Source organism: Adlercreutzia caecimuris B7 (assembly GCF_000403355.2).
GTDB classification, from domain to species: Bacteria; Actinomycetota; Coriobacteriia; order Coriobacteriales; family Eggerthellaceae; genus Adlercreutzia; species Adlercreutzia caecimuris.
The window spans coordinates 1,881,079-1,903,827 of record NZ_KE159646.1 but is presented as its reverse complement, the minus strand read 5'-3'; the positions used below and the strand labels follow the sequence as shown (position 1 = coordinate 1,903,827).

The following is a 22,749-nucleotide window of genomic DNA, read 5'->3' as shown; positions in this document are numbered from 1 at the left end:
TAACGCAAATCTCTCCGATAAAATGCCGCAATTCAGTGTAAACTACAACGTAGATGCCATGATTGCATAGAAATTGTTAAAGGAGTGATCAATAATGCGGTATCGCAGTCGCATTGCAGACCAAGAGCTCGAGCTTCGCCTGGAATCTTTCGGCGCCACGCTCATCGTGGGCCCTAAAGGCTGCGGCAAGACCACTACCGCTAAGCAAAAAGCTGCCAGTGTTGTGGAGTTGCAGGACGAGGACAAGCGCGACAACTATCTTGCCGTAGCGAGAATGCAGCCGTCGCGGCTGTTGGAGGGGCCGAAGCCAAGGCTTTTCGATGAGTGGCAAGACGCGCCGAAACTGTGGGGTGCCGTTCGCAAATCGGTGGATGATGAGCAAAAGAACGGGCTCTATATTCTTACGGGATCGACATCGCGAGAAGTGGAGACTCCGCACACAGGCACCTTGCGCATATCAACGATGAAGATGCAGCCGATGAGCTTGTTCGAAAGCGGCGAGTCGGACGGCGCTGTCTCTCTCAAAGCGCTTTTCGACGACCCGTCGAGCTACGACGGTTGCATTTCGAAGCTCTCTGTCGACGAGCTGATTGTGGCGATATGCCGAGGCGGATGGCCGCATGCCGTCAATAACACGTCCCTGCGCTCGCAGCTGGCGGTGGCCAAAGATCTTTTTCGCCAGACATGTTCTGTTGACATGTCCAACATAGATGGGCAGAAGAGAAACCCTCGATGGGTCGAGGCGATTCTGCGCTCCTATGCACGAAACCTATGCACGTTGGCAGAGACGAAGACAATCTATGGTGATGTGCGGGCAACGGCGGAGCTGTCCGAATCGACGTTCTACGATTATCTTGAGGCGCTCGAGAAGCTTTATATTGTCGAGGATGTTCTCGCGTGGTGCCCTGCCATTAGATCAAAAACAGCGATTCGTGCTTCGAAGAAGCGGAATATGGTGGATCCGTCCGTTGCCGTTGCCGCGCTTGGGTTGAGCCCGGCATATTTCAATGAAGACTTCAAAACGCTGGGATTCCTCTTCGAATCTCTCTGCATGAGGGATTTGAAGGCCTACTCCTCTGCCCTCGGGGGCGAGCTATCGTATTATCGCGATCGGTACGGATTGGAGGCCGATGCGGTGCTCCATCTTGGCGATGGGCGGTATGCGCTCGTTGAATTTAAGCTCGGCGAAGGCGAGATTGATGAAGGAGCGAAGCATCTTCTTGAAATCGAGCGGCTTGTTTCCGAGCACAACAAAAAGGAAAAGCAAGTCCCGCTGCGTCTTCCCGATGTGAAGCTCGTGGTTACAGCTACCGAGTACGGCTATCGTCGTGAGGATGGTGTCTGCGTGGTGCCGATTGGGTGCCTGAAGCCGTGATTTTCCGTTCGGATCTGTCGAGGCTGCCGATCTCCGCCGCGGCCTGACGGAGATTTGGAAGAGCGCGGCCGACCCTCCCCGGCCGTGCTCTTCTCGTTCGCTATAATTCCCGCTATGAACGAACATCGCACACCTGAAGAGCAGCGCGCGCTCGACGAGCAGTACATGGCCCTGGCCTTGGAAGAGGCGCGGGCGGCCGCGGCCGCGGGCGAGGTGCCCATCGGCGCGGTAGTGGTGCACGAGCCCATGGACCGCGGCACGCGGCGTCCCTTGGCTGAGCCCCGCGTCATCTCTCGGGCCCACAACCGGCGCGAGACCGACCGCGACCCGGCGGGGCACGCGGAGTTTCTCGCTATGAAGGAGGCCTCCCGCGTACTCGATGCGTGGCGGCTTTCCGACTGCACGGTGTATGTGACCCTTGAGCCCTGCATCATGTGCGCGGGCCTCATGCACCAGACGCGCGTGGCCCGCTGCGTGTACGGCGCGGCCGACCAGAAGGCCGGTGCTGTGGGCACGCTGTACGACATCCATGCCGATGAGCGCCTGAACCACCAGTTCGAGGCCGTGCGCGGCGTGCGCGAGGAAGAGTGCGCGGAACTGCTGCGCGATTTCTTCGCCGCTCGGCGCGGGAAGCGCGCGGCGACACGAAAGGAAACCGAATGACCGAGAACACCCAGCGTAATCGCGAGGCGGAAGTGAATCTCCTGGCGGCGGCTCGCGAGGCCCAGTGGTCGGCGGCCGCCTTTATGGGGCCGAATGCGGTGAAGGTGGTCTCGCCCGCGAAGGTGAACTTGCTGCTGTCCATCGGCGCGCGCCGCCCGGACGGCTACCACGATGCGGACACCGTCATGCACGCCTTGGCCCTGCACGACACGGTGTACTTGCGCGTGCAGCCGGCTTCGGAAGACGAGGTGGCCCAGCTCGCCGAGCAGGCTGCCGCGGGGCGCGTCGACATTGCGCTCGGTGGCCCGGCTGGCAACTTGGCCGTGGCTATCGACCTGGCCGATCGCACGGGGGCAGACCTGTCGGTGCCCGCGGCGGACAACCTCGCGTTCAAGGCCGCCGATGCTCTGGCCCGGGCGCTCGGCCGCGAGGGGGCCGAGATCGTGCAGTTGCGCATCGAGAAGCACATTCCCGCCGAGGGCGGTTTGGGCGGCGGCTCGTCGAACGCGGCGGCCGTGCTCGTGGGACTGGCCTCGCAGTGGGGCGTGAGCCCCGACGATGCGCGCGTGGTCGCCACGGCCCAAGCGCTCAGCGCCGATGTGGCCTTCTTCCTGCAGGGCGGCTGCGCTCAGCTCGGCGGCGCGGGTGAGGTTCTGCAGCGCATCCTCGAGCCTTCCCGCAAGGCCGTCGTGCTCGTGAAACCGGCGGGCGGCGTCTCCACGGCTGCGGCCTACCGCGCCTTCGACGAGGCGCCCGCACCGGTCTCGGCCGCCCTGCTGCAGGCGGCCGCCGCCGCGGCAAGCGCCGATGGGGTGCCCCTGGCAAACAACCTGGCTTTCGCAGCCGAGTCGCTGCTTCCCGAGCTGGCCGGGGTGCGTGCGTGGCTTGCCGACCAGGTGGGCGCCGAAAACGTGCTGCTCTGCGGCAGCGGGTCGGCCACCTTTGCCGTGGCAGAGTCCTTCGCCGAGGCGAGCCGCATCGCCACGGCGGCCCTCAGCCGCGGCTGGTGGGCGCGCCCGACGAGCTTCAGCGGCTTGCGGGCCGCCGTGGTTCCCGGAAGGTAATGGCCATGGGACTTCTCGCTCGCCTTTCCCGCGTGGTGCCCCTGGTGCTGGTGCTGGCCCTGGTGGCCGGCGTCATCTACCTGGTCGTCACCTACCGCCATTCTCCAGCCCGGGCCAAAGAGGTGCTCATTCGCCTGTTCACCTGGCTGTGCGGTGCCCTCAGCGTATGCTTCGCCCTGGTTTCGGTGTACGCCTTTTTCGACAACGCGCCGGCGGTGCTCGATCTCACGCTCAGCTTTCTCGCCGTCTCTCTGGTCGGGCTCGGCATCACCCGCCTCGCCAACCGCCGCTTCCTGAAGCACAACCCCGCCTATCGCAAGAAGCGTCTCGCCGCCACCACGCGCCGCCGCTGGCCCTGGGGGCGCTGAGCTCGCTTCGCAATTCCGCCGCAGGCTTCATCTGCCTTGCCAATTCCCCAGGTCATTGCCACTTGCCGTCGATTGCGCGTTTGCGGTTCCGCACCAGAAGAACTATTATGATCCGACAGAGAGAAACGCTGGGGAGAGCCCTGCGCAGGCGGGGCTGGAAAAGAGAGGGAATACGATGACGGCATCGAAGATGATGCGCACCGCCATGGCGGCGTTTGCGGCCGTGCTGCTGTGCGCCTGCGTGGCTGCGATGACGGTCGAGGTGCAGCCGGCTTTCGCCGACGCGCCCGCGAAGGGCTGGCAGACGGTGAACGGCAAGAAGCTCTACTACAAGAACGGCACGCCGCTCATCGGTAAGCAGAAGATCGGCAAGAGCTACTACTTCTTCAGCAAAAAGGGCGTCATAAGAACGGGCACGGTGAAGGACGGCGCCACTACCTACTACTTGAACTCCAAGGGCCGCATGGAGGCCTACAAGGTAAAGAGCACCTTCTACAAGCCAACGGGCAAGAAGATGAAGGATTACGAGGCCAAGGAATACCGCACGCTTCTGACGGCGCGGGACAAGGTAGCCGAGATTACCAAGAAAAGCGACAGCAAGGCTACCAAGCTGCTGAAATGCTTCAAGTGGGTGCAGAAGGGCTATTACCATCAGTACCGCAAGTTCCGCAACTACGAGGGCTGGGCAGCCGATTTCGCCAACGATCACTTCAAGAAGAAGTGGAAGGGCAACCGCAGCGGCTGCTGTATGTCCGACGGCGCGGCCTTCGCATATTTGGCGCTGGCCATCGGCTACGACAAGGTGTACGTGGGCGTCGACAAGGCTTCCGGTATCGGCGGTCACGGCTGCGCGAAGATCGGTAACAGGTACTACGATCCGCTCTTTGCCGAGGCGAAGAGCTTCTCGAAGTACTACGGCGGGAAGAACGCGGGCATCTTCAACCGCTCGGTGCAGCTGCTCGTGCCGTCGGCTTCCAACGGGTACGCCACCTCGAAGTACGTCGGCGAGAAGCCCAAGAGCTCCGAGGCCGAGGTGAACGCCGCTGCCAGCAATGGCTTGGTAAAGGTGGGCGGCTCCTACGTCTACTACCAGAAGGGCAAGAAGCTGAAGGGCGCCTGGAAGACCGTGAAGGGCTCCCGCTACTACTTCCAGAAGAACGCCAAGGCGGCCACGGGTCCGGCGATCGTGAAGGGCAAGCGCTACGTGTTCTCGGCCAAGGGCAAGCTGCTCACGGGCAAGAAGACCCGCACGGTGAAGGTGTCCGGCGACATGTATCGGGTGACGAAGACGGGTCGCGCGAAGGCCGGCTGGACCTCCAACAAGCAGGGGCTGTACCTGGAGAACGGCCGCCGCGCCACGGGCCTGTCCTGCTACAAGGGCAAGCTGTACTGGTTCAGCGGCAAGGGCGTCTACGACGCCGAGAAGACCAGGGCTATTCAGGCGGCTGCCAAGAAGGAGGGGAACGCCGCCGAGCTGCTGAAGCTTATCGGCACGCCGACGAAGAAGAGCTCGGTGACGGGATGCAACCCGGTGTTTCTGCCCGACGGCACCGATGTGTGGGGCAAGGATGTGACCTACACCTTCAAGAACGCCAAGTTGGCACTGCTGAAGGGCGAGGACGGCGTAACCTATTTCCGCTCGGCCTCCCTGGATTAGTTTCTCCCCGGGCCCCGCTCCTCGTTGCCGAGGGACGGGGTCCTTTTCGTCTTCCGGCCGAAGGGCTCCAAGGGGCGCACGAGGGAGGCGTCCGGCGGCAAGGATATCCCCGACCACTTATCGACCACTCGGGAAGAGCTCGTGAAAAGAAAACGCTCCCTGATCAGGGAGCGTTGGCATTCAAGTGGCGGAGGAGTAGGGATTCGAAGCACGCGCTCTTAAACTCTACTGTGCTGACCCACCTTAAATTAACACACGTTTCCCCAGGTCGCAATCCCAACCAGTAGGTTTCGATCACGTCCAATTTAATCTTTCCGACCACTTTTCGACCACTTTTACAATGCTCTCCAGAAGGACATAATTCACGCGATTTCGTACGTTTGTACTTTTGGAGGTAGGCATGAAACAAATACTAGGAAAGGGGTCAATCGTACCCGCCAAGGATAAAGACGGGAAGATCATCCCCCACCGTTGGCGCGTGAGGCTGCGCTACACCGACGACGATGGCAAGCTGAAATGGACTCCGCTGCGAACGGTGCGCGGAACGAAGAGCGACGCTCAGCGAGTAGCCGAGGAGATACGCCAGGAGTATGAGGCCAAGATCAACTCGATAGGCACTGTTGCCAGCTACGCGAGGCAGTGGCACGCTGATCGGAAGCGGTCTGGCACCTACGCCGAGAACACGATCATCCGTGATGACTCTGTGATCGATCATCTCTGCGAGGCTTTCAAAAACGATCTCATGGAGGAGCTGAAGCCAGAGGCAGTGGAGAACGTTTACCAGCATTGGCGCGATATTGGATGGTCGGAAGATGCTATTTTTAAGCACCATTCAAAACTCTCTCAGATATACCGCCACGCAAAGAAGCGGAACAAGCTTCAGTTTAATCCCTGTGACTGTGTGGATGTGAGGAGACCGAGGGAGAATACGAAGCACTCGTTAAGCCTTGCGCAGTTCAGGAAGCTGGTGACTATTCTTGAGGAATCGCCTAAGTCGGGCGAGATCGTAGCCGTCTACCTCGCTCTCATGACGGGTGCGCGCAAGGGTGAGGCGCTGGGCCTGGAATGGTCGAACGTCGATCTCGAGAACAGGTGCATCCACATGCGGTACCAGTACTGCCGACGGAAGTCCCACAGGGCGCTGAAGACTCCTCACTCGATCAGAACCATCACCATCAGCCAGCGCGTCGTTAACTTCCTTGCTGATTGGAGGGGATGGCAGTCCGAGCATATATTCGGCGGTGAAGAAGTGCCAGGGCATTACCCCGTGTGCTCCCACTACAGCTGCACCAGGGACTTCGATTCGGCGCACCTCGTTCTCTCGCCCTTCAGGAACTGGCTGATAAAGTTTTTCATGGCGAACGGCATCACCTATGAGGACATGGGCAAGGTGAAGCCCTTCACCTTCCACGAGCTGCGCCACAGTCATGCCAGCCAGGAGGCTGCGGCGGGTGTTGACGTGAAGACTCTGCAATCTCGGATGGGCCATGCCGACATCACCACCACGCTGAATATCTACGCTCACGTGATTGATGAAAAAGAGCGCCAGGCCGCAGAACTCCTCGATGCGATACTGGATTAACGTGCTGCGGTCGATGAGCGAGCGCTGGGCTGCGGAGCCCTGCGGAGTGCCGTGCGGAGCGAACAGGCAACGGAGCAGAGGGCGTAGCGCCACTGAGAGCGAGCGGATGACCGCTGTAGCGTCCTCTCCCGTCTTCTGTGCTCTGATACTCGCGACCACCTCACCCCTGGCCCCTCGTGCTGGTTGTGAACCCCTGGGAGCCATGCGCTCCGTCCGAACCAGTACACGCCAGTTTAATGCTCTGGACGGCACGATCGCAGGCTCATATCATGCGTCTCGTTCTAATAATTGATGTGATACCGAGAGTATCACCCGTAAGAAAGGACTCGACATGATTGAGCCAACTTCCGCATCCTGCCAGACTCCGACCCTGGGCCAGTGCGCACCCCGCATGACCCCTGACGGCACCAATGCCGCGCCCTCGCTGGTAGAGCGGTACACTCCCGATGACGGCTACGACTACCCCATCTTCGTTGATGGTGTCATCGACGTGCAGAACATCGCGGGAAAGAACGACTTCGGCTGCTTCAGCGTGAAGCTCGTCGGGGCCATCCGCGACACTGGCGAGCGCTTTAGCAACTACGCGAGCACGCCCACCCGTGTGAACGTGTTCAAGCACGGCGACCCGAACCCCATCGACCCATCCCTTGTTGACGGGAAGAAGTGGAACGGCTCGGCCCTCGTGTTCCCCTACACCACGAACTCGGGCAAGCAGGCATGGCGCTTCGAGGCGCTCTCGTTCGACCTCGATGCGGGTCCCATCATCGAGCGCGTACCTCAGTCTCACGCCACCAACCCGTTCATGGCGGTGTAGTAGGCCCCATGGAGGCTGGTGGAGATCGCAGGATGACGACAGGGCGGCTACGTGCTGCCCTTTCTTTTTGCCCGCTGCATCGGTGCTAGGAGTTTTCGCTGTTTTTCGGGGGCAAAACCTCATTTCGCCCCTTGCGCGCGGGACGGTGGTCTTGTCGATAACCGTCCCGAAACATCAAATCCCCTGGTAAATCCCCGAAAATCTCTTCTCTGTCATCATCCCTCAATCCATCTCCACCAGGCTATTTCCGCGAGGTTTTGGCCGAGGTTTTGGCGAGGTTTTGGCTGAGGTTTTGGCCCTAAACCTTACCCCGAAACCTCTTTTTACCCCTAAAGCCTCATTCAGCAGTGGTCAGTAGTGCTCGCTATCGCTCGCAGCCACCGCTCCACGCCTACGCCCCCAGGCTCCTGTGCCTTCTGCCTTCGGCGCGGCACATACGCCCAGGGCTACGGCGCTCCACGTTGGCCTATTCATGCATACATCCGTGCATAGGTATAGAGCAGAGCATATACGCAGGTCAGCGTGGAATAAGTGATATAAAACTGAACTAAACTCAGTTAGGAACCACAACGAATAAGGAGTTGATTATATGGCAAATGTATGCAAGAACGTGAACGGTAGTTCTTACTTGAAACCTGAGTTCTGGAAGGCCCAGAACAAGGAAGATCAGGCGACACTCGATGAGCTGGTGACCAGAGCACGCGACACTAGTATCCCCGATGCTGAGGCAGTGAGGGGCCTAGCTGATTTTATCGTCGCTCAGGCCGAGGCTGACGGAATAGAATTTGAGTGCGCCTATTTTGCTCGGCACTTCAAGGACGAACCAGGAGCAGCGGATATTACCGACCCCAGCACGGGCAAGAAATATCCCCACCTCCACTTCGTGCTGCATATGGCTCCTGCTGAGAGCGACGATGACCCTCACGCCAAGGGGTGCAGTTTCGTCGAGTGGGAGCGCTACATCGGTATCAACCGCAACCTCATCAAGAAGCTGAAGAAGGGCGGTGTCGTAGAGCAGAACAAAGACAACGCTATCAGCTACCTCACGCACATCAAGTATCCTGAAAAGACCCAGTACGGCCCCGAGATCGTGTACACCGCAAGAGGCCATGACTACACGGGGGTCTACTCCCAGCGCTACTCTGACTGGATGGCAGGTCGCGCGGTAATCAGCCAGAAAGCTGCCACCTCGAAAGAGCGCAAGGCTCTAACGTTTGATAAGATCAACCACGGCCAGCTCCCTTACAGAGAGCTTATTTCAACGGATGAGGGCCGCTTGCTTTATTCAAGGTACTCGAAGGATATCAACGTCCTCTACGCCACTGTCGCCGAGGCAGAGCGCCAGAAGAAGATGGAGTCGTACACTGATAACCCTTTTGTCCGCACTAACATCTACTTTACTGGCGACGCTGGCCACGGGAAGACCTGGACTGCTGGTCAACTCGCCAGGCGCATAGTCGAGTATATAAGGGCGGCAACGGGAGAGGAGTGGAGTATCTTCGACCCCGCTGACGGCCCCAACCTCCTCGATGACTACGCTGGTCAGGAGATCATTATCTTTGACGATCTGAAGACCAGCGATATGAGCTGGGAAAAAGTGAAGCGCTTCTTCGATCCCTATCGTACTGTCAGCTCCTTCGGTGCGCGATACAAGAACGGCGAGTTCTGCTCGAAAGTCAACATTGTTGCCAATACGAAGAACGTCTACGAGTACTTCTACTCCAACAAGCACCGCGACTACGACGAGCACATTGACCAGGGTTTGAGGCGCATTGACTTTTGCGCGGAGACCTACTCGCTCGATGCGGAGAGCGCTTCTGACAACCTCGACACTCCACCTACTAACGACAGCCTCCGTATCTCCTTGAAGTATGTCAAAAGGCTCCCCGCCAACGACCCCATGCAGCTGAAGATCATGTACCCGAGCAGCGCCAGCGACCTGAACGGCTACACGGTACGCTACATCCATCGGGTTCCCGATGACCTGCCCACCTGGCTGCGCCCAGACGATGCCATCGCCCTCATCATGGAAAAGGTCATGAAGAACAACGGCATCCCTTACCAGCTGCCGCCTAAGGTAACTCAGAGCATCGCTGATACTCTCGCCCTTAATGAGCAGTTCAACCCAAGGCGCAAGCGCTTCATTAAGGAGATCGGGCTGATGAGCGAGGCTGGCGCTCCCGATCTCAGTAAAGAACCTTCCACGAGGTGCATATACCTTTCTCCCGAGCACCTGCTTCTCCATGCGGTGTTCGGCACCTACGCCCTAGATATTCCCGTCCCCGCCGACTCCAAGAACAACTCCATCAGCTGCGACCTTTACCAGCTTCGCGACTACCTCGATATGCTCATCCAGCAGGAAGCCGCTTACGCTGATGAGTTCGCAGCCACCGCTCCCCCGCCCCTCGACTTCGGCGGCAACGTATTCACGATGCCTGAAGAACAGTACCTCGATAAGGTGCGCGAGTACGCACCTCAACTAGTAGAAAGGCTATAACCATGGCTAACATTCAACCCTTATCAGAAGTGGAACCATTCGATTACTTCGCTCAGGAGGAGGACGAGAATATCCTCGATGACTTCCCGCCCCAGCCAGCCGACGAGAAGATCGACATCAGCACTTACATCGAGATCGGCCGAGCCTACAACCAGGAGCGTCGGCGCACTGGCAACGCAGACCTGGACTTTAATGAATTCAAAGCTCAGTACCTTCGAGAGAACGTCAGCGACTTCTCGGGCACCCACACCACCACGGGGAAGACCGATCTCAGCCCCGACTCCCTCTTCTACGAGATCGACGATTTCTTTTCTGACGGAGTGCATCAGACCTACGATGCCAGCGGTCGCAGAGTCCTCGATGCTGGTGAGCCTGAGGATGACTTCCTCGCCTACCAGCGCTCTGTGATGGAGTCCGACGATGAAGAGTGGAAGAGACGCTACCTTTCCATGCAGGCCGAGATGGCAGAGCAGAGAGAGCACGTGAATCGTCGCAGGATGCATGGAAACCCGTTCCTCCACGAGGAGAGGGCGCTGAACATCGACCTCGACCGAGAGCTGATGAAGCAGAATGCCAGGATGGACGAGCTTCGCCAGTACGACGAGGCGGCGGACTACTTTGACAGAGAGCCAGAGTTCGATGAGGCGGCATACATGAGAGAGCGGGAAGATGACTACCCGTGGTAGGGGGAACTCCTACTCTTGGCTGGTACCACTTCGGCAAAATCAACGATCGAACAACGATATTGTAGTGACAGTCCATTTCCCTAGGTGATAGAATAGCGCCGCTACGACCAACCGAATACTGTGAAAGCAAAGGGATTGCCCTATCTAAAACCCGAGCAGAAGAGCATCTGCCGTTGGGTTTTTGTAGGGTTCCCTACTTTCACAGCTCACGGTCGTAGCAAACTGAGGTGGATGCTCTTCTTCTTTAGTTTGCCAAGGCTTCCCCTCACAGTCCGTTACCGTGAAAGGGGAAGTAATGAGAGGCATCAGTTTCGCAAGAAAGAGCTCGTTCCTTGCACTGGCGACTGCACTGGCGATCGCAGGCGGCGCTATGGCTGGGTGCAGCGGCGGCAACCACGATTCTGTAGGTGGCAGCGCAGCCGGAGAGGCACAACAGTACTCGTTTGCTCCTGAGGAAGTGCTGCCAGACTTGCAAAGGGAATTTGAATCAAGTTCGATAGTTGAGAGGGGCGTAGTTTCCAGCAACTACGTCAATGAATCACCTTATGAGGTCACTGCTCTTGACCTCCTCAGCAACACCGACACCCCCGACGGCACCGAGTACGAGTTCACAGCCACTATTGAGAATGACAACTTCATCACTGATATGACGGTGAATGCCCTGCAACAAGACACCCGCTATACGTTCGATGTAGTAGATAGCACCACAACCCCTAAGAAGGGTGTTGACTACGACAATGAGAACGGAATCATGGAGGCCACTTCTGTACTTGCTGAAGACGGAACGACCTGCACTGTCGAAAATATAGAGTCCTACGATTACTGGTTTGCAACTGTGACGAAGGGCGGCATTTACACCTATAAATTCGATAAGACTGGCTGGCTTTTCGACAGCACCGATGCCGCGGAGAAAACCGAGTACAAGGACATTGAAGGTACTTATGTTCAGCCAGCTGGCGAACTGGTGACGTACTCCGATTTCAAGGTGTCCAACCTTGTCCCCTCAACTGGCGCATTCCATATCTCTTTTACGCAGCAGGAATACGTTAACAGCTTCAAAGAGACCATGCAGAAGACATCGGTTGAGCTTGATGCGGGGATAAAGCCCGTTGACGGCTCGTCGGAGGATGGTGCCATGGATGATGGAATCATTTACGAGTTCCAAGCCCACGGAACAACCGACAAGGGCGATAAGACTGCATCGATGAACGGCTATCTCGGAGTCGATAAATCTGGAAATAAGATCCTCTACATCACCGATTGTTCCGTTGACTCAATTCTCGTTACTGGTGTCGGCGACCAGAATCGCATCACTGAGATATCTGACTGGGCAATGCTGAAGGAGTAAGCCCAGCTTTAGCACACGCGTATACAAGAGTAAGAAGACGGCATGAGGGCTGTCTAAGAGCATAGATCGAAAGGAAAGAATTATGGGTAACGAAGTAGTGAGCAGTGAGTTTGATGCCTCCGTCATCACGCGCGACAACGGCGCTGGCGGCCAAACCACGAACATCAATGTGCAGATTCCCCAAGTGCAGAAGAACGGCCTCGGTACTGCCGGCTTTGTGTGCGCCTTGGTGGGTCTCTTCCTTTGTTGGGTTCCCATCTTGGGCTGGGTGCTGTGGCTTCTCGGCGCCATCATGTCTGTAGTGGGAATCTTCCGCAAACCCAAGGGCCTCGCCATCGCGGGTACCGTTATCTCCTTCATTGACATTATTGCTCTTGTTGTGATTGTGGGCGGCATTGCGTCCCTGGGTGCATCGCTGATGTAGTCATCCCGATTCGCTTGATTTCATCTGAGATAACAGACCGTTGACACGCCCTCTTTTATCTGGGCAAGGGAAGCGCAGCCTGACATTGGCTGAATGAGATACGACAAAGGTAGGACGCAATGAACAAACTTAGACTATCATCGGCAGTGCTAGGCTGCATCTTGGCAGCGAGCCTAGGTTCACTGTCGGGCTGTGTCGACGAGTCCGCTGCATGTCGCGAGGCTTTTGAACAGAGCGATTACGTCAAAGCACTCATTAGCGACAATCAGTACTTGATTGACACTCCCAACGTTGTGACTGAGTATGAATGTGAGATGAGTAAAGGGGGCGACTACGACCGCGCCTACATTACCGCCACGGTTGAAGACGAGAGCCTACGAGCCGTTGTCACGGTGTCGGGCGCGAAAAGCTCCGACGGTGTTTATAACTTCACTGAGGCGAGTACCCCCATTATTACTCCCAAGAAGGGTATCGACTACATAGAGCAAGACTCCCCGTTTGTCGATGGCGACGGGTACACGGTTGAGTTTGACGAGGCTGCGAACAAGGCTGTTGTCACGCTGGATAATGTGGCTGTAGAAGACGCTGTGCAGTTTGCGGTTCTTTGCAGCGGCACCATCGAATTTGATTGGGATGACGGCATCTGGGTTAAGGGCAAGGAAGACACTACCCTGGACGTCAGCATAAAGCCTTCAGCGATCGAGGGCACTTGCATTCCCGATGACCCGAATGCACCTGAGATAACAATCAGTAATGTCAACTCAACCACAGAATATAATGAAATTGCTGGGGTTGATGCGTACAGCTGCGGTATCACGTACTCCTTTATGGGCACCGAAGGGTCCGGCCCAGGCATAGTTTACGCTGGAGAGGATAACGGCGACTATATAGCCTTCGTTGCGTATTACAACACAGACGATTCCCCCTCCTCTGTCGCGTTAGCTTTTGCAGGTCTTTTCACTGAATCTGGACTCAAAGATTTGACTTACTCCTATGCAGAGGACACGGATGCCGCATCGAACGACGATTCGGGTTCTGACGGAGGTGCGAAGAGTTTCGAGGGTATCACCTATACCAAGCAGTAGCCTACGAGCCTGAGAAATGAGATTCTTGCGCCCTCTTTTCGCACTCAGTCGAGATGACGCATGATGCTTGAGCGCCTGGCCTTCACATTTTAGCCAGGCGCTCTTTCTGCATCTCCCTCTTTCTTTCAAGAGCAATCACTTTTCGTTAAATAGATATAAAAGGTGCAGGTCAGAGCACCTTTTCTTTTTGTGCAGTTAATGATCATAACGAAAGGTGAAAACCATGAGTATTACAACAGTAAATGAGAAGAAAAAGGGCATAGGTGCATTAGCGGTGCTTCTGTGCGTCCTCGCCGTAGTGTGCACGGGAACCCTTGCCTACTTCACCGCGAAGGACACCGTTATCAATGATTTCAGCATCGCCGACGGCATCAAAGTCAAGGTAGTTGAGCCGAACTGGAACCCCGACGAGGCGGTGAACCTCCTGCCCACCCAGACCGTTCCGAAAGACCCCGCCATCCAGAACCCCAACAACATCCCGATCTACGTCACTGCGGAAGTGACCATTCCCACCAAAGACATTATTACCGCCGAGCTGGACGGGACCCCGAGGCCCCAGCAGGTGACCGATCTCTTCTCCTACGAGGCAAATGACAAGTGGGTGCTCGACGATGTGATCACGGGCGACGGCACGGTGATCTATCGTTACATCTACACTGAGCCATTGGAGCCAGGCGACACCACCCAGAGCATCTTCGACAGCGTGACGGTCTGCAACTACGTGAACGGGCAGCTCACCCCCGACGAGCTCCACCAGCATATCATCGTAGTCGGCTTCGGTGTCCAGACCGAGGGCATCGAGACCCCTGAGGACGCTGCTGCAATCCTCTTTACCCAGAGCACGCCCAAGGTCACTTACGCCGTCTTCACGGCCTCTGATGGGTCTCTAAACTTCTACAAGCGCACCTCCATGCCCGAGTCTGGGAGCGGCATCGAGGTGTACCCCGTAGACGAGGAGGACTGCGACTACACCGACGGCACGGCACCTTGGAATGCGCACACCCGCGAGATCAAGAGCATCACAGTGGTCGATGACGGCATCAGCCCCACCTCGATGGGAGAGTGGTTCGCTGGCTGCGAGAACTGCCTGACCATCGACGTCACGAAGCTGGACGTTGAGAGGGTGCGCACCTTCTGGGCCACCTTCGCGGCTTGCGCCTCCGTAGAGACCCTAGACCTCTCCACCTGGAACGTTCCCGCAGATGTGGAAACAACTAACTTCATGTTTCACGAGATGCGCGACGTGGTGACTATCTACGCCAACGATTCATGGGAAGCCATCGCCGATGATACCAGTAGGCCCACGAATACTACCTTCACCAGCTGCCCGAAGCTCACTGGCGGCCAGGGAACGACCTTTCTGAGCCATCTGCCCCTCTACAACAGTTACCAGTACGCCCGCATCGACGGCAGCTCAGGCAAGCCAGGGTACTTCACTGAGAAGACCCCGTTCGATCTGGGCAATCCCGATTCCGACGGCAGCGCATTCGCGGTGTACCACAGCGCCACCAAGAGCCTGAAGTTCTACAAGCGCGACACCCTTCCCGCCAGCACCCAGACCGAGATCGTCTACCCCATAGACGAGGAGAACTGCGCCTACGGCAACGGCGCTCCATGGGGTAGCAATTCTATCGTGACCGTCACGGTGGTAGACGAGGGTATCCAGCCCGCCTCCCTCGACGGCTGGTTCATGTTCCCTGCGACCTCCTTCGACGTTGCGAAGCTGGACGTGCATAAGGTGACCAGCGCCAATGTGGCGTTCGCGGGTTCCAACGCCTCGGTGCTCGATCTCTCAAGCTGGAACGTCGCCAACCTCGCCGAGGCCGATCAGATGTTCGCGGGAATGTACAACCTGACCACCATCTATGCCAATGACTCGTGGAACGGTGTCACTGGCTCCATGACCTTCTTCGAGAACCCTCTCCTCGTTGGCGGCCAGGGCTCGAAGTGGTCTTGGAACGCCTGCTCTGGCACCTACGCCCGCATCGACGGCGGCGCAGATAACCCAGGCTATTTCAGTTTGAAGTAGTTTAATTTCTGATAGAAAAATGGGAGTAGTGCTAGTGCAGTCTCCGCCCGCTGCTCCCATTTTTAAACCCCCAGGATCAGTGAGGCTTGCTCATTATAACACCATTGTTTCTCCTATTCGTTGTGGTGTCCTACCTGCGCTTTCTCTCACTTTCGTTGTGATTTGCTTACGGCGAGCCTCACTGGCTCTGTGGGTTAGTTAGCCGTAGATAACTTTTCGATAATAAAAAGTAAACTCGATTAAACCCAGTTGGGAGGCAAGAGCCATGAAGATCGCACTGGAAGTGTCCGAGGACGCAATGGACAGAGCCTGCGGGTTCGTCCGATTCAACGGCGGAGAGAATGCGGTTCTCGATATTGCCGTAATCGACGCTGAGGCCAACGAACTCAACGGCCTCATGTTCCAGACGATCTACGAGCTGGCCGAGGTTCAGCACGAGGCTGAATCAGATGCCCCCAACACCCACATGATCAAAGCGGCACTGAGGGGCCTTCTTGAGACTTATTCCACTGTCTTAGACGAGCTGGAAAGCACGGGAACCCTCGCCGTTTTAGATAGCAGTGAATCCGAGTGCAGTTCGAGTGAAGAAAACTCCGAATAATTGTTGTCTAGTATTGAAAGGCGGAGCAAAAATGAGTAATTGGAACGTGAATCTAACTGGTGTAATTGTGGCCTCAGGCCAGCCCGTCCCCATGATGAAGTGGGAGGGGAACAAGCCGACCGACACCCCTCAGACCAACGCCGAGGGAGTGCCGCTGTACAAAATCCCTCTCTTGTACAAGCCCAAGGGTGCGGCCGACTACGAGAAGATCAGCGTCGAGGTTCCGAGCGCCAAGGCACCAGAGGCCATCCCCGACTTCACGCCCGTGCAGGTCAACGGCGCTAAGCTGCGTGTGAACACCTGGACTGACGGCAGCGGGAAGACCCGCCTGTCCGAGAAGCTGAGCGCTGCATCAGTCAAAAGAGCCTAACCGTAAAACTAGGGGGTCGCATGGGAACGTCTCCTGTGCGGCCCTTCTGCATTCAACGAAAGCGAGGCTCTGATGGCAGCACTCCCCACTATCACGGGGCGTGAGACCATTGCGCCCCCGATCGCAACGAAAGTTCATGTCACCCCCCTTCCCGAGCCTCAAGGACTGATGGCCCTGCTGAAGAGGAGGAAGCGCAGACCCATCCCCATCGATACCCTTGTAAGTAATTTTTGGTACGGCATCATGGCCCGTTACCGCACGTACCCATGGGATAAGTTCATGGATATGGCCGCTCTCGGAAATCTGGATACCTTGGAAACCAAGACGGTCTACCTCGATCTGGAATGCGTTCCGTCTCTAGAGGCCCTGGAGACCCTATGCAAGCTCGTTTATCCCCAGGGCTTCGAGGTCGTGCCCGTGAGGGTGCAGAACTCGATGGGGGACCTTGAAATAATGTCTAACAACGAACAGGAGAAAAGTTATGAAAAAGAACTCAAACCCGAGAAATGACAACGACTACGGCATCTTTAATCGAATCGCCTATGGTGACGATCAGAGCGAGCAGCCCAAGGAGATGTGGAAACCCCAGCGCACCTCCAATGTCTCCTATGCCCTTCTTGTTGCTGCCTTCGGGTTCATCATATTATGGGCTATTGATTGGGTAGCTCATACGGAAGCAGTAGCCCAGCTCGGAATCGCGGTGCTCATTGACGCATTAAAGTCAGTGCATGAGCTGATCGCGTTCCTCCTCTCACCAACATCCCTTGTCATCGGCATAGTCCTTCTCGTTGCTGCCATTGCCATTGAGATGTGGGAACAGACCAGGACACCACCCCCGATGTACAGGGTGCGCGATGAGCTGATTACCGCTCTTATCGACTCAGGTATCTTGCGCCCAGATGTCGAGCGAATGAACACCCAGATTCGCATATTCCCGTCGAGTCACTACGACAGGGCGAATCACTGCTACTCCCTTGAGTTCGAGCTGAAGTCAGTAAAGGCGACACCCGAGCGCATGGAGAAATTGCAGGAGGGATTGGCCAGCGCGTTCTATAAGGCCCAGGAAGTGGAGCTGGAACCCTCCCGAGACAAGCGGGGTAACCAGGTAGCCTGGCTCCTCCATATCTTCTATGACGTTGACCCCTTCTCCAAGACTCTTGAGCAGAACAACCCATTTGACGATGACCCCCTGGCCCCAGCACCTAAGACATCGAAATTGAAGCAGATCATGAAAGCAGGTAGATAATTATGGCAAAGATCAACAAGGCCCAGGCCCTGAAGTACAAGTCGATGCGCGATAGGTACCGCAGCGAGCGTGCCCCCTGGTGACCGAGCACAACGCGAGAATGGCGGTGCTCATGAAGATGATCGACGAGGAGTGCGCCTCCCACCAGCGCAAGCTCTCCTATCTTGAGAGGGAGTTCGAGTACAACGTCCAGAGCATCGGCGACGAGAGCGGGGTGATCTAGATGGATATGCTAGTCGGATATGACAAGATGAGGAACGAGGTGCGCATGCAGCTGGGCGACCCCATGAGGATAGGCCTCCTCGCATCCTCTGGCTCGGGGAAGACCACCTTATTGCAGAACATCGTGCTCATGCTCTCACGCGAGCTGCGCGAGAAGGTGCAGTTCATAGGCTTCGATCCGAAGCTGACCTCCCTGTTCTCCATCGAGCCGAGGTTCAGCGTGCCAGTGTTCACTCAGCCCGCGACATGGCTCCCGACGATGAACAAGATAGAGCAGATCATGAACGACCGACTCGCCGAGATGAAGGCGCGGGGCTGGGCCAAGATAGACCCAGTGAGGCACGGCGGCGAGTTCCCGCAGATCATAGTCGTCGTGGAGGAGCTTCCCTCGCTCATCAACAACACGGAATTGAGCAAGAACGAGCAGAACGCCATCCGCGAGTGGTTCGGCTCCTACCTGCGCATGGCCCGAGCGGCGAACATGGGCATCCTCGTGGCATCCCAGACCTTCGACTCTGGCGTGACCATCGCCACCAGCATCCGCTCCCAATTCAACATAAGGTTCATAGGGCGCTGCTCCATCGGCGACGCGAACCTCTTCTGCGAGGGGCAGACCGACAAGTGCAACGTGCTGAGGCTCGCTGGCCCAGGTGAGTTCTACTTCGCGCAAGACGATTTCAACCAGTGGGTCAGGTTCAAGACGTGGTACACCGATGAGGAGAGGATACGAACCATGGCCCAGGCCTACTCCGTGGACAACCGAGACATCGGCCTCGGCTGGCGTGTGAGCAACCCCTTCGAAGACTAACGAAAAAGTGCGGTAGGGCTATAACGCTCAACCGCACTGCTACATTCAATGAAAACACCAGGTCAGCTATAGAAAACCATTCCTAGTAGACCTCATTTGGGGACACCTGTATCTCCTGCTCACAGCATAATTAACTCACACTGATAGAGCGTCAATAGAAGGAGCAAAGATGCAGGTAATCATGGAATTTAACCAGCTTTTCGATGCGCTGGTGCCAGCCCAAGGCAAGGCAGGAACCCTCGGCGGTGAGTTATTGCGAGCAACGGCCAGGCTCGGTTACCGCTACCTCAATGATGGCGATATGGTAGGCCGCGACTACGGCAACGAGACGTGCAACGCAGCCGCCAGGTTCATCGACGAGTGCGTAGACCAGGACACCTCTATTCCTGGAATCATCGACTCCCTCTGGTGCTCCTACGACCCCATGTACGGCCAGCAGATCGAGGCCCTTGCTAATGAAATGGTCATCTACATCAAGGAGCGCCCCTGGCTGGTGACTGAGCCGTGTACTTTTGACTTCTGGGATTGGGCTAAGCCCGAGGATTGCGACTACGACGAAGAAGAGGAGGAGTGGTAGCCATGGAGTTCAACACAACCTTCATGCGCGACTTCACCATCGCGGAGCAGTTCGGCCCAGCGGCAGTCCAGGACACCTACGAGAGGGTGTTCCAGCAGTGGCACGACGATTACCGCTACCTCACTGACCTGGTATTGGTGCTCAATCGCAAGCTGTGGAAGCACTGGGAGAAAGACCCAGACTCCCCCTTTACCGCGCTCTACAACGAGCTGTGGGCAGCGGCCAACGATTACGCACTCGACAACCTGAAGGGGCCTCAGCTGGCCTATTTCATCGAGCAAGTCGACTAGACAGATCATATTAAACGTGCTATATTGCAGGGTGCTCAGGTACCTGGCACGCCACCAAGACGGTCGCGTAGACCAGGGAGGACACCTGACCCCATTAGGGAACGCTGCCCGCAGTGGCGTAGGCACCCTCCGCTATTGATGCGATTATCCAAGTCCTCCTCTCTTATTCGTCGTGGGCGAGCTATGCCCACATGTCCTGAGAGGAGCATCTAATGCGCTCTTACTATACTTGGCGTCACATCGCGAGAGAATTCTGCTGCGGCCGTAACAAGGCAATGAAGATCCTGCACATGCAGCCTGGCCGCATCTACGTCGGTCGGACTCCAATGGTCTCGAAGGAAGACTTCGAGAAGTGGTTGGAGGAATGCGACGGCGAGATCAAAGTGGAGTGGTGATTCCGACCACCTGCACGCGAGATGCGCAAGGCCCTGGCGACGCTCGAATGCGCCCAGGGTCTTTCTCTTTTTCGGCTTATTCGGGTTTGCTGCGATGCGGTTCAGACCAAAATTCCCGACCACTTACCGACCACTTGAGCCAGCTGCGTACCGTTTGAACAGGGAAAACTGGCGGAGGAGTAGGGATTCGAACCCTAGATGCCCTTGTGGGGCATACTCACTTAGCAGGCGAGCACCTTCGGCCTCTCGGTCACTCCTCCGCGTAAGTTCGTATCTTACCCGAGCGGCGCGTTTTCTGCAACGGCATATTCGCCACTTTCGCAAAGACTGCCCTTTGTGGCGGCCCTACGGCTGCGGAAAGGGGCGATTGGGCGGGAAAGCCCCGCTGGCGGCCGCAGTTTTTGGTACCCTACGCACAGAGCATTGAAGCGGGCCGCGTGGGCGGCCGCGCAGGCGCGAGGAAAGGAAACGCACGTGATTGGTCGCTACACCCGTCCGGAAATGGGCCGTATCTGGGAACTCGAGAACAAGTTCGCCATCTGGAAGGAAATCGAGGTTTTGGCCTGCGAGGCCCAGGCCGAGCTGGGCCAGGCGGGCATCACGCGGGAAGAGGCTCAGTGGATCCGCGATCACGCCGACTTCACCGTGGAGGAGATCGACGAGATCGAGAAGGTAACGAACCACGACGTCATCGCCTTCACCACGTGCATGGCCAACTACATCGACGCCGACATCCCCGAGGGCGGTGACAAGCCGAGCCGTTGGGTGCACTACGGCATGACCTCCTCCGATCTGGGCGACACCGCGCTTTCCTATCAGGTCACCCAGGCCTGCGACATCATCATCGAGGACATCAAGCGCTTGGGCGAGACCTGCAAGCGCCGCGCCTTCGAGTTCCAGAACACCCTCTGCGTGGGCCGTACCCACGGCATCCACGCCGAACCCATGACCTTCGGCATGAAGTTCGGCAGCTGGGCCTGGGCCTTGAAGCGCGCCCTCACCCGCATGGAGGAGGCCCGCGCCGTGGCCGCCACCGGCGCTATCTCCGGTGCGGTGGGCACCTACTCCTCCATCGATCCTTATGTGGAGCAGTACGTGTGCGAGAAGCTGGGCCTTACCCCCGACCCGCTGTCCACCCAGGTGCTGGCCCGCGACCGCCACGCCCAGGTGATGGCCGCTCTGGCCGTGACCGCCTCCACCCTGGAATCCATCGCCATGCAGGTGCGCCTGCTGCAGCAGTCCGACGTCATTGAGGCCGAGGAGCCGTTCACCAAGGGTCAGAAGGGTTCTTCCGCCATGCCCCACAAGCGCAACCCCATCACGGCCGAGCGCGTGTGCGGCCTCGCTCGCGTGGTGAAGGCGAACGCCCAGGTGGCCTTCGATAACGTGGCCCTGTGGTTCGAGCGCGACATCTCCCATTCCGGCGCCGAGCGCGTGGTTTTGGCCGACAGCTTCACGGCGCTGGACTACATGTTCGCGAAGATGCAGTGGATGCTCGACGGCCTGCAGACTTACCCGGCCAAGATGGAGCACAACCTGTGGCGCACCCGCGGCCTCATCTTCTCCAGCAAGGTGCTGCTGGCCCTGGTGGACGCCGGCATCACCCGCGAGGATGCCTACGTCATCGTGCAGCGCAACGCCATGAAGGTGTGGGAGGACATCCAGAACGCCGTGGACGGCCCCACCTATCGCGAGCGCCTGGAGGCCGACGACGAGGCCGCCGCGCTGCTCACGACCGAGAAGCTCGACGAGATCTTCGACCCCTGGGATTTCCTCACCCGCAAGGACGTGGTCTTCGATCGCCTGCAGGAGCTGGAGTTCTAGGAGCTCGCGCTGAGCGACGGTAAGCGGCTACTGGGCAGTGGTGGCTTCGCCCTTCAGCATGGCGATGCCCTGGGCGATGACGCTCTCGTCCATGGCCCCCATGCAGGCGCCGATGATGTTGCCCTCGGCATCGATGAGGTACGTCTGCGGAATGGAAGTGACGCCGAAGGCGGTGGCTGCGCTGTTGCCCGCGTCGAAGTAGGCGGGGAAGGTGTAGCCACCCTCGGCGAGGAACGCCTTGGCGGCCTCCTCGGACTCACCGCCCATGTCCGTCATGTTCACGATGACGAAGTCGACATCCTGGCCGGACTGCTCCCAGGCCGCCTGAATGGCCGGCATCTCGCTCTTGCAGGGGCCGCACCAGCTGGCCCAGAAGTTCAAGAGCACCGGACGTCCCTTGAAGTCGGACAGGTGAAGGGTCTTGCCTTCGCTGGTGGTCATGGTGAAGTCGGGCGCGGGCGTGGTGGCCGCGTTGCCTCCATTGCCATCGCCGGTGTCGCTGTTGTTTTCCGCGGGTCCTTCGGTGCTATGGACGGCATCGGTGCCAGTCACCTCGATGGACTTGTCTTCTGCGGCCGGGGCCAGCACGCTGTATGCGACACCGGCGCCGATGAGCAGTACGGCAAAGGCAACGGCGGCGATGGCGATGCCCCGATGGGCCTTGCGGTCGCGGGCCTCGCCTGCGGGAGTGGCCGCCTCGGCAGCTCGGGCCGCAGCTTCGGCTTCCAGGGCCGCGCCGATCCGCTCGCCGCGCTCTGCGGGGGTGGCGGCCTCGTCCTTGTTCTCGTGATCGTTCATGGAGCGTCCTTTCTCTCTCGTGCAGT

General features: G+C 57.9%; 23 protein-coding genes and 1 tRNA gene. 22 read left to right on the top strand and 2 right to left on the bottom strand.

What is annotated here, in order from left to right:
• Positions 1-94: 94 nt before the first annotated feature.
• The 21 genes from C811_RS11735 to C811_RS11645 all read left to right on the top strand — a co-directional run bounded on the left by C811_RS11735 (position 95) and on the right by C811_RS11645 (position 19,706).
• Complete coding sequence (locus C811_RS11735; RefSeq protein WP_016309848.1) at positions 95-1,375, top strand: ATP-binding protein; 1,281 nt, start codon at positions 95-97, stop codon at positions 1,373-1,375.
• Between the two features lie 114 nt (positions 1,376-1,489).
• Positions 1,490-2,038 carry a nucleoside deaminase gene (locus C811_RS11730; RefSeq protein WP_035009541.1) on the top strand — a complete coding sequence of 183 codons (549 nt, stop codon included), beginning with the start codon at positions 1,490-1,492 and terminating at the stop codon, positions 2,036-2,038.
• A complete protein-coding gene (locus C811_RS11725) occupies positions 2,035-3,102 on the top strand; it encodes a 4-(cytidine 5'-diphospho)-2-C-methyl-D-erythritol kinase (protein ID WP_016309846.1) in 1,068 nt (355 codons plus the stop codon). The genes C811_RS11730 and C811_RS11725 overlap by 4 nt, the downstream gene beginning before the upstream one ends.
• A gap of 5 nt (positions 3,103-3,107) precedes the next feature.
• Positions 3,108-3,470, top strand: a complete 363-nt coding sequence (locus tag C811_RS11720; RefSeq protein ID WP_022926569.1) for a hypothetical protein — start codon at positions 3,108-3,110, stop codon at positions 3,468-3,470.
• A gap of 175 nt (positions 3,471-3,645) precedes the next feature.
• On the top strand, positions 3,646-5,127 hold the full coding sequence (locus C811_RS15920) for a hypothetical protein (RefSeq protein ID WP_016309844.1): 1,482 nt from the start codon (positions 3,646-3,648) through the stop codon (positions 5,125-5,127).
• Positions 5,128-5,527: 400 nt separating this feature from the next.
• Positions 5,528-6,709 (top strand): tyrosine-type recombinase/integrase, encoded by a 1,182-nt coding sequence (locus C811_RS11715; RefSeq protein ID WP_016309843.1) that lies wholly within the window; start codon positions 5,528-5,530, stop codon positions 6,707-6,709.
• Between the two features lie 331 nt (positions 6,710-7,040).
• Positions 7,041-7,523: a hypothetical protein gene (locus tag C811_RS11710; RefSeq protein WP_016309842.1), complete on the top strand. Its 483-nt coding sequence runs from the start codon at positions 7,041-7,043 to the stop codon at positions 7,521-7,523.
• A gap of 589 nt (positions 7,524-8,112) precedes the next feature.
• On the top strand, positions 8,113-10,020 hold the full coding sequence (locus C811_RS11705; RefSeq protein ID WP_016309841.1) for a hypothetical protein: 1,908 nt from the start codon (positions 8,113-8,115) through the stop codon (positions 10,018-10,020).
• Between the two features lie 2 nt (positions 10,021-10,022).
• Positions 10,023-10,706, top strand: a complete 684-nt coding sequence (locus C811_RS11700) for a hypothetical protein (RefSeq protein WP_016309840.1) — start codon at positions 10,023-10,025, stop codon at positions 10,704-10,706.
• A 295-nt stretch (positions 10,707-11,001) separates the two neighbouring features.
• Positions 11,002-12,054 carry a hypothetical protein gene (locus C811_RS11695; RefSeq protein WP_022926567.1) on the top strand — a complete coding sequence of 351 codons (1,053 nt, stop codon included), beginning with the start codon at positions 11,002-11,004 and terminating at the stop codon, positions 12,052-12,054.
• 82 nt (positions 12,055-12,136) lie between these two features.
• Positions 12,137-12,478, top strand: coding sequence for a hypothetical protein (locus tag C811_RS11690; protein ID WP_016309838.1), 342 nt, complete (start codon positions 12,137-12,139; stop codon positions 12,476-12,478).
• Between the two features lie 119 nt (positions 12,479-12,597).
• Positions 12,598-13,563, top strand: a complete 966-nt coding sequence (locus tag C811_RS11685) for a hypothetical protein (RefSeq protein WP_016309837.1) — start codon at positions 12,598-12,600, stop codon at positions 13,561-13,563.
• Between the two features lie 223 nt (positions 13,564-13,786).
• Positions 13,787-15,592: a BspA family leucine-rich repeat surface protein gene (locus tag C811_RS11680; RefSeq protein WP_016309836.1), complete on the top strand. Its 1,806-nt coding sequence runs from the start codon at positions 13,787-13,789 to the stop codon at positions 15,590-15,592.
• A gap of 265 nt (positions 15,593-15,857) precedes the next feature.
• Entirely contained in the window at positions 15,858-16,193 is a 336-nt protein-coding gene (locus tag C811_RS11675) for a hypothetical protein (protein ID WP_016309835.1), read from the top strand.
• 31 nt (positions 16,194-16,224) lie between these two features.
• Positions 16,225-16,563, top strand: a complete 339-nt coding sequence (locus C811_RS11670) for a hypothetical protein (RefSeq protein ID WP_016309834.1) — start codon at positions 16,225-16,227, stop codon at positions 16,561-16,563.
• Between the two features lie 168 nt (positions 16,564-16,731).
• Positions 16,732-17,073 (top strand): hypothetical protein, encoded by a 342-nt coding sequence (locus C811_RS11665; RefSeq protein ID WP_156997095.1) that lies wholly within the window; start codon positions 16,732-16,734, stop codon positions 17,071-17,073.
• Positions 17,045-17,809, top strand: coding sequence for a hypothetical protein (locus C811_RS11660; protein ID WP_016309832.1), 765 nt, complete (start codon positions 17,045-17,047; stop codon positions 17,807-17,809). Before C811_RS11665 ends, C811_RS11660 begins: the two co-directional genes overlap by 29 nt.
• A gap of 79 nt (positions 17,810-17,888) precedes the next feature.
• Positions 17,889-18,032, top strand: coding sequence for a hypothetical protein (locus C811_RS16685; protein ID WP_016309831.1), 144 nt, complete (start codon positions 17,889-17,891; stop codon positions 18,030-18,032).
• On the top strand, positions 18,033-18,839 hold the full coding sequence (locus tag C811_RS11655) for an FtsK/SpoIIIE domain-containing protein (RefSeq protein ID WP_022926562.1): 807 nt from the start codon (positions 18,033-18,035) through the stop codon (positions 18,837-18,839). It begins immediately after the preceding gene.
• 169 nt (positions 18,840-19,008) lie between these two features.
• On the top strand, positions 19,009-19,416 hold the full coding sequence (locus tag C811_RS11650) for a hypothetical protein (RefSeq protein ID WP_016309829.1): 408 nt from the start codon (positions 19,009-19,011) through the stop codon (positions 19,414-19,416).
• A gap of 2 nt (positions 19,417-19,418) precedes the next feature.
• The gene (locus C811_RS11645) at positions 19,419-19,706 is read left to right on the top strand and encodes a hypothetical protein (RefSeq protein ID WP_016309828.1); all 288 of its coding nucleotides are present in this window, start codon (positions 19,419-19,421) and stop codon (positions 19,704-19,706) included.
• Positions 19,707-20,270: 564 nt separating this feature from the next.
• Here the strand turns inward: C811_RS11645 and C811_RS11635 are convergent.
• Positions 20,271-20,361: transfer RNA gene (locus C811_RS11635), tRNA-Ser, on the bottom strand.
• Between the two features lie 214 nt (positions 20,362-20,575).
• On the opposite strand from C811_RS11635, the gene purB reads away from it, so the two are divergent.
• On the top strand, positions 20,576-21,925 hold the full coding sequence (purB, locus tag C811_RS11630; RefSeq protein ID WP_016309826.1) for an adenylosuccinate lyase: 1,350 nt from the start codon (positions 20,576-20,578) through the stop codon (positions 21,923-21,925).
• Between the two features lie 27 nt (positions 21,926-21,952).
• On the opposite strand, the gene C811_RS11625 is transcribed toward purB, so the two are convergent.
• Complete coding sequence (locus C811_RS11625) at positions 21,953-22,723, bottom strand: TlpA family protein disulfide reductase (RefSeq protein ID WP_016309825.1); 771 nt, start codon at positions 22,721-22,723, stop codon at positions 21,953-21,955.
• Positions 22,724-22,749 lie beyond the last annotated feature (26 nt).

Excerpts from the sequence above, each read along its gene's own strand:
- C811_RS11735 (WP_016309848.1), top strand. The coding sequence starts at position 95 with ATGCGGTATCGCAGTCGCATTGCAGACCAAGAGCTCGAGCTTCGCCTG.
- C811_RS11730 (WP_035009541.1), top strand. The coding sequence starts at position 1,490 with ATGAACGAACATCGCACACCTGAAGAGCAGCGCGCGCTCGACGAGCAG.
- C811_RS11725 (WP_016309846.1), top strand. The coding sequence starts at position 2,035 with ATGACCGAGAACACCCAGCGTAATCGCGAGGCGGAAGTGAATCTCCTG.
- C811_RS11720 (WP_022926569.1), top strand. The coding sequence starts at position 3,108 with ATGGGACTTCTCGCTCGCCTTTCCCGCGTGGTGCCCCTGGTGCTGGTG.
- C811_RS15920 (WP_016309844.1), top strand. The coding sequence starts at position 3,646 with ATGACGGCATCGAAGATGATGCGCACCGCCATGGCGGCGTTTGCGGCC.
- C811_RS11715 (WP_016309843.1), top strand. The coding sequence starts at position 5,528 with ATGAAACAAATACTAGGAAAGGGGTCAATCGTACCCGCCAAGGATAAA.
- C811_RS11710 (WP_016309842.1), top strand. The coding sequence starts at position 7,041 with ATGATTGAGCCAACTTCCGCATCCTGCCAGACTCCGACCCTGGGCCAG.
- C811_RS11705 (WP_016309841.1), top strand. The coding sequence starts at position 8,113 with ATGGCAAATGTATGCAAGAACGTGAACGGTAGTTCTTACTTGAAACCT.
- C811_RS11700 (WP_016309840.1), top strand. The coding sequence starts at position 10,023 with ATGGCTAACATTCAACCCTTATCAGAAGTGGAACCATTCGATTACTTC.
- C811_RS11695 (WP_022926567.1), top strand. The coding sequence starts at position 11,002 with ATGAGAGGCATCAGTTTCGCAAGAAAGAGCTCGTTCCTTGCACTGGCG.
- C811_RS11690 (WP_016309838.1), top strand. The coding sequence starts at position 12,137 with ATGGGTAACGAAGTAGTGAGCAGTGAGTTTGATGCCTCCGTCATCACG.
- C811_RS11685 (WP_016309837.1), top strand. The coding sequence starts at position 12,598 with ATGAACAAACTTAGACTATCATCGGCAGTGCTAGGCTGCATCTTGGCA.
- C811_RS11680 (WP_016309836.1), top strand. The coding sequence starts at position 13,787 with ATGAGTATTACAACAGTAAATGAGAAGAAAAAGGGCATAGGTGCATTA.
- C811_RS11675 (WP_016309835.1), top strand. The coding sequence starts at position 15,858 with ATGAAGATCGCACTGGAAGTGTCCGAGGACGCAATGGACAGAGCCTGC.
- C811_RS11670 (WP_016309834.1), top strand. The coding sequence starts at position 16,225 with ATGAGTAATTGGAACGTGAATCTAACTGGTGTAATTGTGGCCTCAGGC.
- C811_RS11665 (WP_156997095.1), top strand. The coding sequence starts at position 16,732 with ATGGCCCTGCTGAAGAGGAGGAAGCGCAGACCCATCCCCATCGATACC.
- C811_RS11660 (WP_016309832.1), top strand. The coding sequence starts at position 17,045 with ATGAAAAAGAACTCAAACCCGAGAAATGACAACGACTACGGCATCTTT.
- C811_RS11655 (WP_022926562.1), top strand. The coding sequence starts at position 18,033 with ATGGATATGCTAGTCGGATATGACAAGATGAGGAACGAGGTGCGCATG.
- C811_RS11650 (WP_016309829.1), top strand. The coding sequence starts at position 19,009 with ATGCAGGTAATCATGGAATTTAACCAGCTTTTCGATGCGCTGGTGCCA.
- C811_RS11645 (WP_016309828.1), top strand. The coding sequence starts at position 19,419 with ATGGAGTTCAACACAACCTTCATGCGCGACTTCACCATCGCGGAGCAG.
- C811_RS11625 (WP_016309825.1), bottom strand. The coding sequence starts at position 22,723 with ATGAACGATCACGAGAACAAGGACGAGGCCGCCACCCCCGCAGAGCGC.